This is a genomic window from Mesorhizobium sp. 113-3-9 (genome assembly GCF_016756515.1).
Taxonomy (GTDB): Bacteria; Pseudomonadota; Alphaproteobacteria; order Rhizobiales; family Rhizobiaceae; genus Mesorhizobium.
In genome coordinates, this window is sequence record NZ_AP023246.1 from 1,101,993 (window position 1) to 1,114,807 (window position 12,815).

The 12,815-nt window shown below is 64.1% G+C and carries 15 protein-coding genes; 10 read left to right on the plus strand and 5 right to left on the minus strand.

The annotated features are described in order from the left end of the window. Positions 1–68: 68 nt before the first annotated feature. Positions 69–779, minus strand: a complete 711-nt coding sequence (locus MesoLj_RS05235) for a DUF805 domain-containing protein (RefSeq protein WP_202325312.1) — start codon at positions 777–779, stop codon at positions 69–71. A 140-nt stretch (positions 780–919) separates the two neighbouring features. On the opposite strand from MesoLj_RS05235, the gene MesoLj_RS05240 reads away from it, so the two are divergent. Beyond that, entirely contained in the window at positions 920–2,353 is a 1,434-nt protein-coding gene (locus MesoLj_RS05240; RefSeq protein WP_202325313.1) for a glycosyltransferase, read from the plus strand. Between the two features lie 96 nt (positions 2,354–2,449). Beyond that, a complete protein-coding gene (locus tag MesoLj_RS05245) occupies positions 2,450–3,004 on the plus strand; it encodes a DUF3291 domain-containing protein (protein ID WP_202325314.1) in 555 nt (184 codons plus the stop codon). Between the two features lie 68 nt (positions 3,005–3,072). Here MesoLj_RS05245 and MesoLj_RS05250 read toward each other — a convergent pair whose 3' ends face one another. Further along, entirely contained in the window at positions 3,073–4,938 is a 1,866-nt protein-coding gene (locus MesoLj_RS05250; protein ID WP_202325315.1) for a DEAD/DEAH box helicase, read from the minus strand. A gap of 603 nt (positions 4,939–5,541) precedes the next feature. On the opposite strand from MesoLj_RS05250, the gene MesoLj_RS05255 reads away from it, so the two are divergent. Beyond that, positions 5,542–6,576 (plus strand): aspartate-semialdehyde dehydrogenase, encoded by a 1,035-nt coding sequence (locus MesoLj_RS05255; protein WP_202325316.1) that lies wholly within the window; start codon positions 5,542–5,544, stop codon positions 6,574–6,576. 209 nt (positions 6,577–6,785) lie between these two features. Then, positions 6,786–7,244, plus strand: coding sequence for a GNAT family N-acetyltransferase (locus MesoLj_RS05260; protein WP_202325317.1), 459 nt, complete (start codon positions 6,786–6,788; stop codon positions 7,242–7,244). A gap of 4 nt (positions 7,245–7,248) precedes the next feature. Here MesoLj_RS05260 and MesoLj_RS05265 read toward each other — a convergent pair whose 3' ends face one another. Continuing rightward, positions 7,249–7,662 (minus strand): ACT domain-containing protein, encoded by a 414-nt coding sequence (locus MesoLj_RS05265; RefSeq protein ID WP_202325318.1) that lies wholly within the window; start codon positions 7,660–7,662, stop codon positions 7,249–7,251. 182 nt (positions 7,663–7,844) lie between these two features. Here MesoLj_RS05265 and MesoLj_RS05270 point away from each other — a divergent pair, with 182 nt between their 5' ends. The 6 genes from MesoLj_RS05270 to MesoLj_RS05295 all read left to right on the plus strand — a co-directional run bounded on the left by MesoLj_RS05270 (position 7,845) and on the right by MesoLj_RS05295 (position 11,325). Next, on the plus strand, positions 7,845–8,750 hold the full coding sequence (locus tag MesoLj_RS05270; RefSeq protein ID WP_202325319.1) for a bestrophin family protein: 906 nt from the start codon (positions 7,845–7,847) through the stop codon (positions 8,748–8,750). A gap of 143 nt (positions 8,751–8,893) precedes the next feature. After that, positions 8,894–9,241: an ArsR/SmtB family transcription factor gene (locus MesoLj_RS05275; RefSeq protein ID WP_140776167.1), complete on the plus strand. Its 348-nt coding sequence runs from the start codon at positions 8,894–8,896 to the stop codon at positions 9,239–9,241. Between the two features lie 31 nt (positions 9,242–9,272). Further along, complete coding sequence (locus tag MesoLj_RS05280; RefSeq protein WP_202325320.1) at positions 9,273–9,764, plus strand: SRPBCC domain-containing protein; 492 nt, start codon at positions 9,273–9,275, stop codon at positions 9,762–9,764. A gap of 153 nt (positions 9,765–9,917) precedes the next feature. Continuing rightward, a complete protein-coding gene (locus tag MesoLj_RS05285; RefSeq protein ID WP_140776163.1) occupies positions 9,918–10,328 on the plus strand; it encodes a DoxX family protein in 411 nt (136 codons plus the stop codon). A gap of 89 nt (positions 10,329–10,417) precedes the next feature. Continuing rightward, entirely contained in the window at positions 10,418–10,945 is a 528-nt protein-coding gene (locus MesoLj_RS05290; RefSeq protein WP_202325321.1) for an SRPBCC family protein, read from the plus strand. A gap of 116 nt (positions 10,946–11,061) precedes the next feature. After that, positions 11,062–11,325 (plus strand): glycine zipper domain-containing protein, encoded by a 264-nt coding sequence (locus MesoLj_RS05295; RefSeq protein ID WP_140776159.1) that lies wholly within the window; start codon positions 11,062–11,064, stop codon positions 11,323–11,325. A 49-nt stretch (positions 11,326–11,374) separates the two neighbouring features. Here the strand turns inward: MesoLj_RS05295 and MesoLj_RS05300 are convergent, their stop codons facing one another. Then, a complete protein-coding gene (locus MesoLj_RS05300; RefSeq protein WP_446720296.1) occupies positions 11,375–12,244 on the minus strand; it encodes an acyl-CoA thioester hydrolase/BAAT C-terminal domain-containing protein in 870 nt (289 codons plus the stop codon). 67 nt (positions 12,245–12,311) lie between these two features. Continuing rightward, complete coding sequence (rpsP, locus tag MesoLj_RS05305) at positions 12,312–12,713, minus strand: 30S ribosomal protein S16 (protein WP_010912392.1); 402 nt, start codon at positions 12,711–12,713, stop codon at positions 12,312–12,314. Positions 12,714–12,815 lie beyond the last annotated feature (102 nt).

A 12,815-nucleotide genomic window follows, 5' to 3' on the forward strand; every position in this document is an offset into this window, starting at 1 on the left:
GCTCCCCCCTTGCGTAGGATTTATCCTACTATTCTAGGTTGTGAACAATTGCAATATGCACGTTAAGATTAAGCGCTGACCCCCGCCGGCACCGGTCCCCACCGGTTTTCGCGTCCCTGTGTCGGGATCAGGGCGAAGACCAGGATGATCAGGCTGCCGAAGGTCGGGATCAGGATGAGCAGGCAGAGCCAACCCGACAGGCCGAGGTCGTGCAGGCGGCGCACGATCATACCGAGGCTGGGGAAGAACGTGGCCAGCAGGAAAGCGCCAAACAGCCCGATCGTCACCACCGGCATCTCGATGCTGTCGAAATTGCCTATCTGGACATCGGTGAAAACGCCGACGCCGATGACCACCAGCAGCGCGATCGTCCAGAACAGGCAATAGCCCCAATATTCCTTGCGGCGGGCGCGGCCGGCGAAATTGAAATAGTTCCCGGTCATCGCTCGCCAGAAATAAGACCAGAGATCGGTGGGCCCGGCTGGCTCGGCCGACCGGCCGAAGGGCTGCGCCTGAGATGCGACAGCCGCCGGCGCGGGATTAGCTTGAGCCGGCGCGGCGCTGGTGGCGGCGTCGGCGGCCGGGCTTGCAGCCTGGGCGGCGATCGAAAAAACGTCACGGGCCTGGCCGCCGCCCGCCTGGAACTCGACCGCCGTTCCCTTGGGCATCGCGGTTTGCCGGCGAAGGTTCTCGCGGGTGAAGGTGTAGCGGTTGCCGTCGGCTCCGGTGATGAAGCCGAAGCCCTGGTCCTCGTCATAGTGGAGCACTTCGCCGCGCATCACCCACCCCCTTGTCGCCCGTGTCCCTGCCAAGGTGTGGCACAGGGCCGAGCCCATGGGCAAGCCGTGCGACATGGCTACCATGGCAGCGGCAAATGAAGCATAAGGCTTCAAGTGCAGCCGCTTTTACCAAAGAGACGATGACCGCAGAGCATTCCGATGCCAGCGCCGCGACCGGGGATAGGCAGGTCGCAAGGCCTCCGAGGCAGACCTCCTCCAGGCTGGCCATCGACGCCACAGGCTTGATGTTCTGGCCGCCCGGCGAGGGCCTGGCGGGCATTCCGCGCGTGGAAAGCTTTCTCGTCAACGCGGCGTTGGCGGATCCGGACCCCAGCGTGGAGGTGGTGGCATGCCGATCCGGGCGGTTCCGGCCGCTTGCCGCCTACGAACAGGAGCATGTCGCGGCAGGGGAGATTTCACCGCATCGTGTCAAACGGTGGCCGGGGAGGCATATGGCGTTATCGCAAGCTTTCGAGACGGTGCGGCAGCAGCCCTGGGACAAGCGCGGGATGGACTGCCACCTGGCCAAGACGGTGACCAATGGCCGCAAGGGGATCGCCTACCAGGCGACGCGGCTCCTGATCCGCGCCTATCGCCTGTACCGGCGGGCGAGGGCCTGGGCCTGGTCGGGATTGCGCGGATATGCCCCCGCCCCGCTGGCCGAAACGGAGCCCGGCCTTGTGCTGATCAGCCATCACATCCTCACCCATGAAGACCGCTCCGCCGTTTCGGGCACCGCCGGCAAGCTTGCCTTCCTGTGCCACGACATCATCCCGCAATTGCGCCCCGATCTGCTTGGCACCAGCGGCGGCGAGGGCCGCTACGGCTCTTATCTCGAACAGCTCGTGCGCAGTGGCGCACCGGCATTCTGCGCCTCCAACGAGGTCGGCGCGACGCTGACCGATCACATGCGCGAGGCCGGCATCGCCACGCCGGTTGTGTACCGCTTTCCGATGCCCTCCATCCTGCACGCAAACGCATCGCGCGCCGGCACGACATCGCGCATCGAGTCCGGCGAACCGTTCGTGCTCTATTGCTCGACCATCGAAGTGCGCAAGAACCACATCCTGCTGGCGCGGGTCTGGCAGCAGGCGCGGGAGGAAGGCGTCAAGCTGCCGAGGCTCATCTGCGCCGGGCGCTGGGGCTGGATGATCGAGCCGCTGCGCGCTTATCTCAAGGCGCATCCCGAATTGCTCCAGTCGGTCACCTTCACCGGGCTGGTCAGCGACGAGCAACTCATCCGCTATTATCGCAGCGCCACATTCGGCGTCTTTCCCTCGCATATAGAGGGCTGGGGCTACGGCGCTTCCGAATGTCTCGATTTCGGCGTTCCGGTCATCGTGTCGACCGCGCCGTCGCTGATCGAGGCGAGCGGCGGGATGATGCCGGCGATCGATTCCAATGATCAGGCCGGCTGGTATGCCGCCATCCGCCGGATGGCCGAGGACCATGACTGGCGCTCCTCGCTTGTGGAGCGCATCGCAAGGCAACACCGTCCGACGCCGGCTTCCGCAAGCTGGGCAGCCATCAAGGCCGGTCTGCAGGCGTCGGTCTCCCGGGCTTCGAACGCCTGACCGAACCGGATCACGCGGCCGACCGGTTTCGACCCGTTACCGGCCTGGAACAATGAGGAAAAACCGAGTGCAACAGGGCTGTCTGGCGGAGGCAAAATGAAGAGCAAAAGACTTGCCTTGTACACTTTCGGCATATTCCGTGCGCCAGCCAGTGATCCCGTGAACCAGGGCTTTCATGACCGCAACGATCGCAATTTTCTGATTGCCGAAACGAGCGAGGGATTCATCGCAAGGTCGGGCTATGAGGAAGAAGCTGGTCCGGAAAGCTGGGGCACGCAAGTTTTCCCGCGCTTCTACCGTGAGCAGGGAGACGGCTGGACGCCATCGACGCTGTCGTTGTGGAAAGATTTGGCATCACCAATGGCATTCACCTACGCAGGAATTCACATGGAGGCGATGCGGCACGGGCGGGAATGGTTTCTCAAACCGGCATGGCCACCCTATGTGCTTTGGTGGGTCGACTGGGACCATAAACCCGCTTGGGGGGAGGCCGTGGTCCGACACGAATTTCTCCATGACCACAAGGCCAGCCCTTTTGCCTTCGATTTCAAAACCTGTTTCGATGAAGATGGCCGCCCGACGGCGATCGACAGCCAAATGATCAAACAAAATATGCGTTTGAATGAAAAGCGGCAGCAGCAAACAAGCTGATCTGGCGCCAAGGCGGCTATCCGCCCTGGACCTGGCGCAACGCCCGCGCCAGCAACCGCCGCAGTTTCTTACGATGGCCGCTTCGGCTTCTTGTGCTTTGGCGGGCCGGCATTGTCGAATTTCGGCTTGCCCGGCTTCTTTGCCCAGGGCTTTGCCTCATGCGCGGTAGCCGGGCGCTGGTCGGCTGCTGCCGGTGCGCGCTTTTCGAATTTGCGCTTCGGCGCGTTCGGGTCGAATGGCGCCTTGCCGCGATGCGGTTTCTTGTCCGGGCTCGGCGGCTGATAGCCGGCGCGCGACAGATCCGGCGTGCCCTCGAGCCGCTTCACCACGATGTTGCCCTGCAATTTGCGGTCGGGTCCGATGGCGGCCAGAAAACGGTCGGCCCAATCCGCCGCGATCTGCACGAAAGTCTCCTCCGGCTGCATCTTGATGGCGCCGATCTCGCGCTTGGAGATGCTGCCGGCCCGGCACAGCATCGGGATCAGCCAGCGCGGCTCGGCATTCTGCCGACGCCCGACCGACAGCGAGAACCAGACGCTGGCGCCGAAATCGTCGCGGCGGCTGGGCGCCTCGTCGCGGGGCGTGAATTTCTCGCCCGCCGTTCTTTCGCGCGAAGGCGTGAACGGGGCGACGTCCATCAGATCCTCGGGCGCCGAGCGGCTGGCGCGGCACTGGCGCACGAAGGCGGCCGCCACCTGCTCGGCGCCATGACGGCTGAGAAGCGCGTCGATGAAGGTGCGCTCGTCATCCCTCACCGGCTCATCGAAGGCCGGGTCGGCGAGGATGCGCTCGTCGTCGCGGCGGATCACGTCGTCGGCCGAGGGCGGGCTTGCCCATGTCGCCTTGAGGCCGGCGTTCTGCAGCAGCCGCTCGGTGCGCCTGCGGGCGCTGTTCGGCACGATCAGCGCGCTGACGCCCTTGCGCCCGGCGCGCCCTGTGCGGCCGCTGCGGTGCAGCAGCGTTTCCGGGTTGGTCGGCAAATCGGCGTGGATCACCAGTTCGAGATTGGGCAGGTCGATGCCGCGCGCGGCGACGTCCGTTGCGATGCAGACCTTGGCGCGGCCGTCGCGCATGGCCTGCAGCGCGTGGCTGCGCTCGTTCTGGCTGAGCTCGCCCGACAGGGCCACGACCGAAAAATTGCGGTTGTTGAAGCGCGCGGTGAGATGGTTGACGGCGGCGCGCGTGTTGCAGAACACCAGCGCGTTCTTCGCCTCATAGAAACGCAGCACGTTGATGATGGCGTTCTCGCGATCGGCCTGGGCGACGTTGAGCGCCCGGTATTCGATATCGAGATGCTGCTTCTCCTCGCCGGCGGCGGAGATGCGCACGGCATCGCGCTGGTAGCCTTGAGCCAGCGTCGCGATCGAGCGCGGCACGGTGGCCGAGAACATCAGCGTGCGGCGCTCGGCCGGGGCGGCGTCGAGGATGAATTCGAGGTCTTCGCGAAAGCCGAGGTCGAGCATCTCGTCGGCCTCGTCGAGCACCACGGCCTTGAGCGCCGACATGTCGAGCGATTGCCGTGTGATGTGGTCGCGCAGCCGGCCGGGCGTGCCGACGACGATGTGGGCGCCGCGCTCCAGCGCGCGCCGCTCGGTGCGCATGTCCATGCCGCCGACGCAGGACGCCACCGTGGCGCCGGTCGGCTCGTAAAGCCATTCCAGTTCGCGCGTCACCTGCAGTGCCAGCTCCCGCGTCGGCGCCACCGCCAATGCCAGGGGTGCCGTGGCCGCGCCAAAGCGTTCCGCGCCGTCGAGCAGCGTCGGGGCCATGGCAAGGCCGAAGGCCACGGTCTTGCCCGAACCGGTCTGCGCCGACACCAGTGCGTCGGCCTGCCCGAGCTCCAGCACGGCCTTCTGCACCGGCGTCAGCTCGGCATAGCCGCGTTTTTCCAGCGCCTTTGCCAGCGCGGGAACAATACCTTCGAAGTTGGACATCTCGCTCTTTCGGAATTCAGGGTTCTGCGCTCATCATGGAGCACGAGCCGGGGCCGGCGCCGCGCCAGCCAAACAATCTTGGCCGTTCGTACTTCTTGGCGTCGCTCTTGTACAGGGCGAGCAGCACTGCCTTCCCTTCTCCCCTTGTGGGAGAAGGTGTCGCCGAAGGCGACGGGTGTTCCAGGGAACGCCAACGCCTCACTCCGCTGGAACACCCCTCATCCGTCTCGGCGCTAACGCGCCGATCCACCTTCTCCCACAGGGGGAGAAGGAAAGCCGCGCCTCGTCCCAATTGACTCCTGCCGCAAACCGCGTAAAAGCCCGCTTCGAACGGGATCGTTTTTCGATGCGCGGCCTTTTGATGGCTCTTCTTGCATTCGACGCCCCCAGCCACAATGTAAAGCATTGGGCCGGGCGCTTGGACGCGTCCGTCCGTTCCAGCAAAACCCCATTCTTGGCCGAAAAAACTGGCAAAACCACCGCCAAAACGGTGTGATTCCCTTGGCCTAACCACCCTCTCCCGGGTCCGGCCCGGGGGACGGAACCCGCATCGGCCGGCGGGTTTTCTCCAAAAACCAAGCGGAGAGGGACAGGAGATATCAGATGAGTTTCAAGGTTGCAGTCGTCGGCGCCACGGGCAATGTGGGCCGGGAAATGCTCAACATACTGGAAGAGCGCGGCTTTCCGGTAAGCGAAGTGGTGGCGCTGGCCTCGCGGCGCAGCCAGGGCACGAAAGTGTCGTTCGGCGACCGCACGCTGAAGGTCAGGGCGCTCGACCAATATGATTTTTCCGACACCGACATCTGCGTCATGTCGGCCGGCGGCAACGTCTCCAAGGAATGGTCGCCGAAGATCGGCAAGCAGGGCTGCGTCGTCATCGATAATTCGTCGGCCTTCCGCTATGACCAGGACGTGCCGCTGATCGTGCCGGAAGTGAACCCGGACGCGATCTCGCTGTTCACGCGCAAGAACATCATCGCCAACCCGAACTGCTCGACGGCGCAGCTCGTCGTGGCGCTGAAGCCGCTGCACGATTTCGCCACCATCAAGCGCGTCGTCGTCGCCACCTACCAGTCGGTGTCGGGCGCCGGCAAGGAAGGCATGGACGAGCTCTTTACCCAGACCCGCGCGGTGTTTGTCGCCGACCAGGTCGACGTCAAGAAGTTCACCAAGCGCATCGCCTTCAATGTCATCCCGCATATCGACGTCTTCCTCGATGACGGCTTCACCAAGGAAGAGTGGAAGATGGTCGCCGAGACCAAGAAGATGCTCGACCCCAAGATCAAGCTGACGGCGACCTGCGTGCGCGTGCCGGTGTTCATCGGCCATTCGGAAGCGGTCAATATCGAGTTCGAGAAGCCGATCACCGCCGACGAGGCGCGCGATATCCTGCGTGACGCTCCCGGCTGCCAGGTCTTGGACAAGCGCGAGGACGGCGGCTATATCACGCCGCTGGAATCGGCCGGCGAGGACGCCACCTTCATCTCGCGCATCCGCGAGGATTCGACCGTCGACAACGGCCTGTCGATGTGGGTGGTGTCGGACAATCTGCGCAAGGGCGCGGCGCTCAACGCGGTGCAGATCGCCGAGCTGCTGGTCGAGCGCGGCCTGATCCAGCCGAAGAAGAAGGCGGCCTGAGGGCTGGTTTGTTTTCGCTCACGGGCCGTATCGCCGCTGCCGCGGCGGGCCCTCCGCGAGGGCGCCGGACGACCGGCGGCCCGCGGTCGCGGGCTCGGCCTTCGGCCGGGGCGCTTTTCCTTCTCCCCTTGTGGGAGAAGGTGGATCGGCGCGTAGCGCCGAGACGGATGAGGGGTGTTCCAGCGGAGTGAGACGTTGGTGTTCCATTCATGACTAGCACTCAGCCCATAGATATCACCCTACGTCCGGCCATAGGTTCGGATGCCGCCGCCATCGCCAAGACGATGCGCGCGTCGCTCGATGCTTTCGAGTGGATGCCGCTCCTGCACACCCCGGAGGAAGACCTATCCTTCATCCGCGACATCGTCCTGCCACGGCAGCAGGTGATGGTGGCCGAAGCCGATAGCGAGATTGTCGGCTTCATCGCCGTCAGCGGCGATTGGGTGGAACAACTCTACCTCGACCCGGCCTGGGCGGGGCAAGGCATAGGCAGCCGGTTGCTGGTCGACTCGACCGCTGCCTTGCCGGTCGTGAAACTCCATTGCTTCCAGGCCAACACCGGCGCCCGGCGTTTCTATGAGCGCCATGGGTTCCGTGCGGAAGCGTTCGGCGACGGCACCACCAACGAGGAGGGGCTGCCGGATATTCTGTACGTCCGCAGACGTTGACCGCTTACTGAACCCGTCCGTTCTCCGCCGCCAGTCCACGCAACAAGACCATTGCCTCCTCCGCCCGCTCCGCCGGTACGAACAGATGATCGTGATAGAAGGCCGAGACCGGATTGACGCCCATGCCGGCGGCGGCGAGCCGTGTGGTGATGGCGGCGAGGAAGCCGACCGCTTCCAGGGACGAGTGGACGTTCAAAGTGATCATCCGGCAACGGAATGAGGCGCTCAGCCCGGCTGCCTTTGCTGTATCCTCCGTCACGATCAGCGTCGTGCCCTCGCGCTCGAGGAAGAGCATCACGGGGTCGAGGTTCTTCGGCTGGGAAACTCCAGGCGCCAGCGTGACAAAGACATAGGTCCCGTCGAGCAATTCCGGCGTCATCGACGCCAACAATGTCTTCAGATCGGTTTCGCCGGTCATTCGTCTCGCCTCTTGGGCGGGCCATGGCCCACAGGCTTCTCAATATCCGCAACCTGTACATGCCGATAGTCCGCACACCGGGCGCACGACATTGCGATGTCGCTGACGGCTGGGCTTGCGGATCTGCCGCATCGCACAATACAGGAGCCGAGGGCCGACGCCGGTCCATGAAAGGCCCGTCCATGATCGTTCGCCCGCGCCCCAACTTCCTGCAGTTGTTCTTCATCATGCGCGGCTCCGTGGTGCCGCGCATCCTGCCGCAGATCTTTGGGTTCGCCATCTACTCGGCGGTCATCCTTGCCCTGGCGCGGTGGTTCGAGCTCGATCTCGGCGTCTTCAACATCGCGCCGTTCGGATTGGTGGGCGTGACGCTGTCCATCTATCTGTCGTTCCGCAACAACGCCGCCTATGACCGCTGGTGGGAAGCGCGCAAGCTGTGGGGCACGCTGGTTTTCGAAATCCGCAATCTGGCGCGCGCCACGACCAGTCTCATTCCCGATCCGGCCGAGCAGCGCGCCTTGCTGATGGAGGCGCTGGCCTTCTGTCATTTCCTGCGCGGCCAGTTGCGCAAGACCGACAGCGTGAAAGATGCCCGCGCCTTCATCGACACGGAAGCAGAAACGGCGGCAAATTTCGCCAATCCGGCGGATGAGATGGTCAGGCGCATGGGCCGGCGGGCCAACGCGCAGCGCCGGGCGGGCGAAGTCGATCCGATCGGCTTCCGCATCCTCGACGAGAGGCTGGCGTCGATCACCGCCATCCAGGCCGGCTGCGAGCGGATCGCCGGCACGCCCTTGCCCTTCGCTTATACGCTGCTGGTGCATCGCACGGCCTACATAGTCTGCCTGCTCCTGCCGATCGGGCTGATCTCGACCACGGGCTGGGCGACGCCGCTGTTCACCGCGCTGATCGCCTACACCTTCTTTGGCCTCGACGCGCTTTCGGAAGAGCTCGAGGATCCTTTCGGCACCGAGGCCAACGACCTCGCCCTCGACGGCCTGTGCCGCGTCTGCGAGATCTCGGTGTTCGAGGCACTGGGCGAAACACCGCCGAAAATGCTCCCGGCCGAGAAGTTCTATTTTTCATAGCAAGTCCTGACTCGGCCGGCGTTCGAACCGCCCGCGCCCTGACGAGTGCAGTGGCATTTCGGCCACCTCAACGCGGGCCTTGACGTATCGGCCTGCGTCTCGTATAGAACCAAAAGGTTATATAACCATATGGTTTTATAAGTATGACGACCGACAGTCTCAGCCTGACCCTCGCTGCGCTTGCAGACCCGACGCGGCGCGCCATCCTGGCGCGGTTGTCGCGCGGCGAGGCTTCGGTGACGGAGCTGGCGGAGCCCTTTGCCATGAGCTTTCCGGCGGTGTCGAAGCATCTCAAGGTGCTGGAGCGTGCCGGCCTTGTGGTGCGCGGCCGCGACGCGCAATTCCGGCCGCGCCGCCTGCAGCCGGAGCCACTGCGCGAGATCGACGCGTGGCTGGAATCCTATCGCGTGCTGTGGGACGGGCGGTTCGATCGGCTCGAAACCTATCTGCAGGCTTTGCAAAAGGGAGATCCCGACGGCAGCCATAGCTGAAGCCGCCGGCCCATTCAAAGAGGGGAAAAAAGTGACAGATCAGTCGATAGACCTTCCGTCCGACGACCCGGCGATCATCATCACCAGGACGTTCGATGCGCCGCGCGCCCTGATGTTCAAGCTGTTTACCGATCCCTATCATCTGGTGCGGTTCTGGGGGCCGGAAGGATCGAGCTACCCGGTCTGCCAGATGGATGTGCGGCCGGGTGGCGAATGGCGCCTGACCATGCGTTTCGCCGACGGCAGCGAGTATCCGACCAACAGCGTCTATCTCGAGATTGCCCCGCCGGAGCGGATCGTCTACCGCGACGCGCCGCTCGACCGCAGCCAATGGCAGGACAGCCTGCCCGCGCCCAACATGGTGACAACTATCGTGTTCGAGGATTTCGGCGGCGGGACGCGGATCGTCGCCACTATCCGCGCCAACTCCATCGCCGCCCGGGACATGGCGGTGAAGATGGGCTTTGGCCAGATGGTGATGGCGAGCTACGCGCGCCTGGAGGCCTATCTCAAGACGCTTTGAACGAAGCGCGGTCCCGATGTCGCGTCGAGGGCCGCCGCACCGGACAGCAAAAAGAATCCGTGGCGTGTCGGGTCATCGTCCCGCCGCGCGTCCTTGGATCGACCTTCGCCAAGAAGGCCGGCGCCTGAACCTGAATCACCGGAGGGAACATCAATGAGCATTTCCGAAGTTGCACCCGTTTCGACTGGCGCCCTGTGGACCGGCCGCGTCCTCAGCGGCATCATCGTGCTGTTCATGATCTTCGACGGCGCCATCAAATTGCCGCCGCTCGACATCGTCACCCAGACGATGGTGCCTCTTGGCTGGCCGGCAGATCCGAACGTCGCGCGCATGCTCGGCGTCATCGGCCTGATCGCGACGGCGCTCTACGCCTGGCCGCGCACTTCGGTGCTCGGCGCCATCCTGCTCACCGCCTATATGGGCGGCGCCATCGCAACCAAGCTGCGCATCGACAGCCCGCTGTTCTCGCACACGCTGTTCGGCGTCTATCTCGGTGTCATCCTGTGGGCGGGACTGTTCCTGCGCGACCCCAGGCTGCGCGCATTGCTCCCGTTCAGCCGATAGTCTCACTGTTTTGACGCAATCCCTGGAGAAAGCGCTATGCGCTTTCCCGGGAAAACCGCTTCACACTTTTCTACTTTAGGGAGAGAAAAATGTTCAGCACCATCCTCATCATTCTGCTCGTCATCATCGCCGCCGTCCTCATCTATGCCGCGACGCGGCCCAATGATTTCGTTACCACCCGCACCGCCACCATCAAGGCCCCGCCGGAAGCGATCTTCCCGCTGATCAATGATTTCAGCCGCTGGCCGGCATGGTCGCCTTACGAAAAGCTCGACCCCGACATGAAGCGAACGCTCTCCGGCGCGCAAAGCGGTAGGGGTGCCGTTTATGCCTGGGAAGGCAATGGCAAGGCCGGCAAGGGGCGCATGGAGATCGTCAACTCAGTGCCGTCCTCGCTGGTGTCGCTCAAGCTCGATTTCGAGAAGCCGTTCCGGGCCAGCAACAGCGTCGACTTCACCTTGACGCCTTCGGGCGATAACACCGCCGTCAACTGGGCCATGCGCGGCAGCCGCCCCTTCATCGCCAAGCTGATGGGCCTGTTCATGAATTTCGACACGCTGATCGGCAGGGATTTCGAGGCCGGGCTCGCCAATTTGAAGCGCCTCAGCGAGGCATGATCGGCGTGGGACGATACTGCATGGTCGAGATCGTCATTCTCCTCGGGATCAAATCAGCTGTCTGAGAGTTAAGGACTCGGCGGCGAGACGGCGATCCGCGTGAGAGAGGAACGAAAATGAAGAAAATCCTGACCATTCTGGTGTTGGCGACGGCGCTCGGTGCGTGCTCGCAGACGGAACAAGGCGCTGCGGTCGGCGGCCTTGGTGGCGCAGCGATCGGCGCAGCCGTGGCCGGCGATCCGGTCCAGGGCGCAGTCGTCGGAGGCGCGGTTGGCGCCGTTGCCGGCGCCCTGATCGGCCATGCCAGCGAACGCGGCCAATGCCGCTATCGCGACCGTCACGGCCGTGTCTATGTAGACCGCTGCCCGCGCGGCTATTGACCGGCGCTGGACTGTAGCCGGCAAACGGCGGGCAACAGGCCCGCCGTTTCTACAGCAGTTCCCGGATGGCCTGCCACGCGTCACGGCCGAGATGCGCATCGTCAAGATCATTGCCGCCATGTGCGTGCGAGCCCGACCGTGGCGTGGTTTCACCCGGCAGCAGGATGCGGTGGCCCGCGCCGGGGGCGCACACGAGGCGCGTGGCCTTTCCGGCATCCTTTCGGCGCCGGACAATCGACCGGGCAAAATCCAGCGATGGCCACAGCGCGTCATCGCCGCCCGCGACCAGCACAATCTCCGCCGAAATGGCCTCGACGGGAATGGCGGCCCTGTCTGCCTCCTGCCTGAAGCTTGTCAGGCAATGCTCGAAAAGCCCCCTGTAGGACACAAGGCCATCGACACGGCTCGCGTTCCAATGCGGGTCGGTTGGAACGAACGGGAGTGGAATCCCCTTGAGCGTCCATGAAGAGCGCTCGGGCCAGTCCATGCCGTCGCGGCCCGGCCCGATGTTTCCCCAAACCACCGATGTCGGGCTGATCGCAGCCACGGCATCGATGCGCGGGTCATGAGCCGCCGCAAGCAACGATGCTTCGGCGCCTTTCGAGGTGCCGACATAGACGATGCGGCGGCAGCCCAACCCGACAAGGCAGTCTGTTGCCGCGAAAAACGTCTCGAGAGGGATTTCGCAGATGCCGGGAACCTGGCCTTCGCCGCCGAACCACTGGAGCGCGAGCGCGGATGCCCCTTCCCTGGCAAACAGTCCGGCGCGAGCGGCATCGACACGGCCGCTCGATCCGCTCAACACAACGACACCCGTCGTGGCATCAGCGCATCGCAACAGCGTTCCGGCAACGCCACCGGACAGGATTTCTTCCGTGACTGCCTGTTCGCCCATCCGCTCCATCAGCCTGAATGCCATGGCATTGCCGGACAATAGCAAAACGGCGGGCACAGCCCGCCGTTTCGTCGATGCGATGACGCAATATTTATTCGGCCGTGGCGGCTTCCGCCTCGGCCGGAGCTGCTGCAGCGGCGGCAACCGCGGCGGCGGCGTCTTCCTGCGCCTTCTTCAGAAGGGCCGCGCGTTCCTGGGCTTTCTTGCCGGGCTCCGCCTTCTTCGGGTTGGAGCGGGCGTCGCGCTTGGCAAGGCCGGCCTCGTCGAGGAAGCGCAGCACGCGGTCGGTCGGCTGGGCGCCGTGCGACAGCCAATGTTTGACGCGGTCGGCATCGACCTTGACGCGCTCGCCGTCCTTCGGCAGCAGCGGATTCCACGAGCCGAGCGACTCGATGAACCGGCCGTCACGCGGCGAACGAGCGTCGGCAACGACGACGTGGTAGTAAGGACGCTTCTTCGAGCCCGCACGGGCCAGTCTGATCTTCAGTGCCATTTCTTTTCTCCTAAAAGCTCTGATTTCGTTTAATTGGATTTAGCTGAATTTTTTGTTTGTGCATGTCGTTGTCCCAAAACCGCTGAGCACTTTTGGGCGACA

What these genes read in the sequence shown, in the direction of transcription:
- MesoLj_RS05235 (WP_202325312.1), bottom strand. Translation starts at nt 779, where the DNA reads ATGCGCGGCGAAGTGCTCCACTATGACGAGGACCAGGGCTTCGGCTTC.
- MesoLj_RS05240 (WP_202325313.1), top strand. Translation starts at nt 920, where the DNA reads ATGACCGCAGAGCATTCCGATGCCAGCGCCGCGACCGGGGATAGGCAG.
- MesoLj_RS05245 (WP_202325314.1), top strand. Translation starts at nt 2,450, where the DNA reads ATGAAGAGCAAAAGACTTGCCTTGTACACTTTCGGCATATTCCGTGCG.
- MesoLj_RS05250 (WP_202325315.1), bottom strand. Translation starts at nt 4,938, where the DNA reads ATGTCCAACTTCGAAGGTATTGTTCCCGCGCTGGCAAAGGCGCTGGAA.
- MesoLj_RS05255 (WP_202325316.1), top strand. Translation starts at nt 5,542, where the DNA reads ATGAGTTTCAAGGTTGCAGTCGTCGGCGCCACGGGCAATGTGGGCCGG.
- MesoLj_RS05260 (WP_202325317.1), top strand. Translation starts at nt 6,786, where the DNA reads ATGACTAGCACTCAGCCCATAGATATCACCCTACGTCCGGCCATAGGT.
- MesoLj_RS05265 (WP_202325318.1), bottom strand. Translation starts at nt 7,662, where the DNA reads ATGACCGGCGAAACCGATCTGAAGACATTGTTGGCGTCGATGACGCCG.
- MesoLj_RS05270 (WP_202325319.1), top strand. Translation starts at nt 7,845, where the DNA reads ATGATCGTTCGCCCGCGCCCCAACTTCCTGCAGTTGTTCTTCATCATG.
- MesoLj_RS05275 (WP_140776167.1), top strand. Translation starts at nt 8,894, where the DNA reads ATGACGACCGACAGTCTCAGCCTGACCCTCGCTGCGCTTGCAGACCCG.
- MesoLj_RS05285 (WP_140776163.1), top strand. Translation starts at nt 9,918, where the DNA reads ATGAGCATTTCCGAAGTTGCACCCGTTTCGACTGGCGCCCTGTGGACC.
- MesoLj_RS05290 (WP_202325321.1), top strand. Translation starts at nt 10,418, where the DNA reads ATGTTCAGCACCATCCTCATCATTCTGCTCGTCATCATCGCCGCCGTC.
- MesoLj_RS05295 (WP_140776159.1), top strand. Translation starts at nt 11,062, where the DNA reads ATGAAGAAAATCCTGACCATTCTGGTGTTGGCGACGGCGCTCGGTGCG.
- MesoLj_RS05300 (WP_446720296.1), bottom strand. Translation starts at nt 12,244, where the DNA reads ATGGCATTCAGGCTGATGGAGCGGATGGGCGAACAGGCAGTCACGGAA.
- rpsP (WP_010912392.1), bottom strand. Translation starts at nt 12,713, where the DNA reads ATGGCACTGAAGATCAGACTGGCCCGTGCGGGCTCGAAGAAGCGTCCT.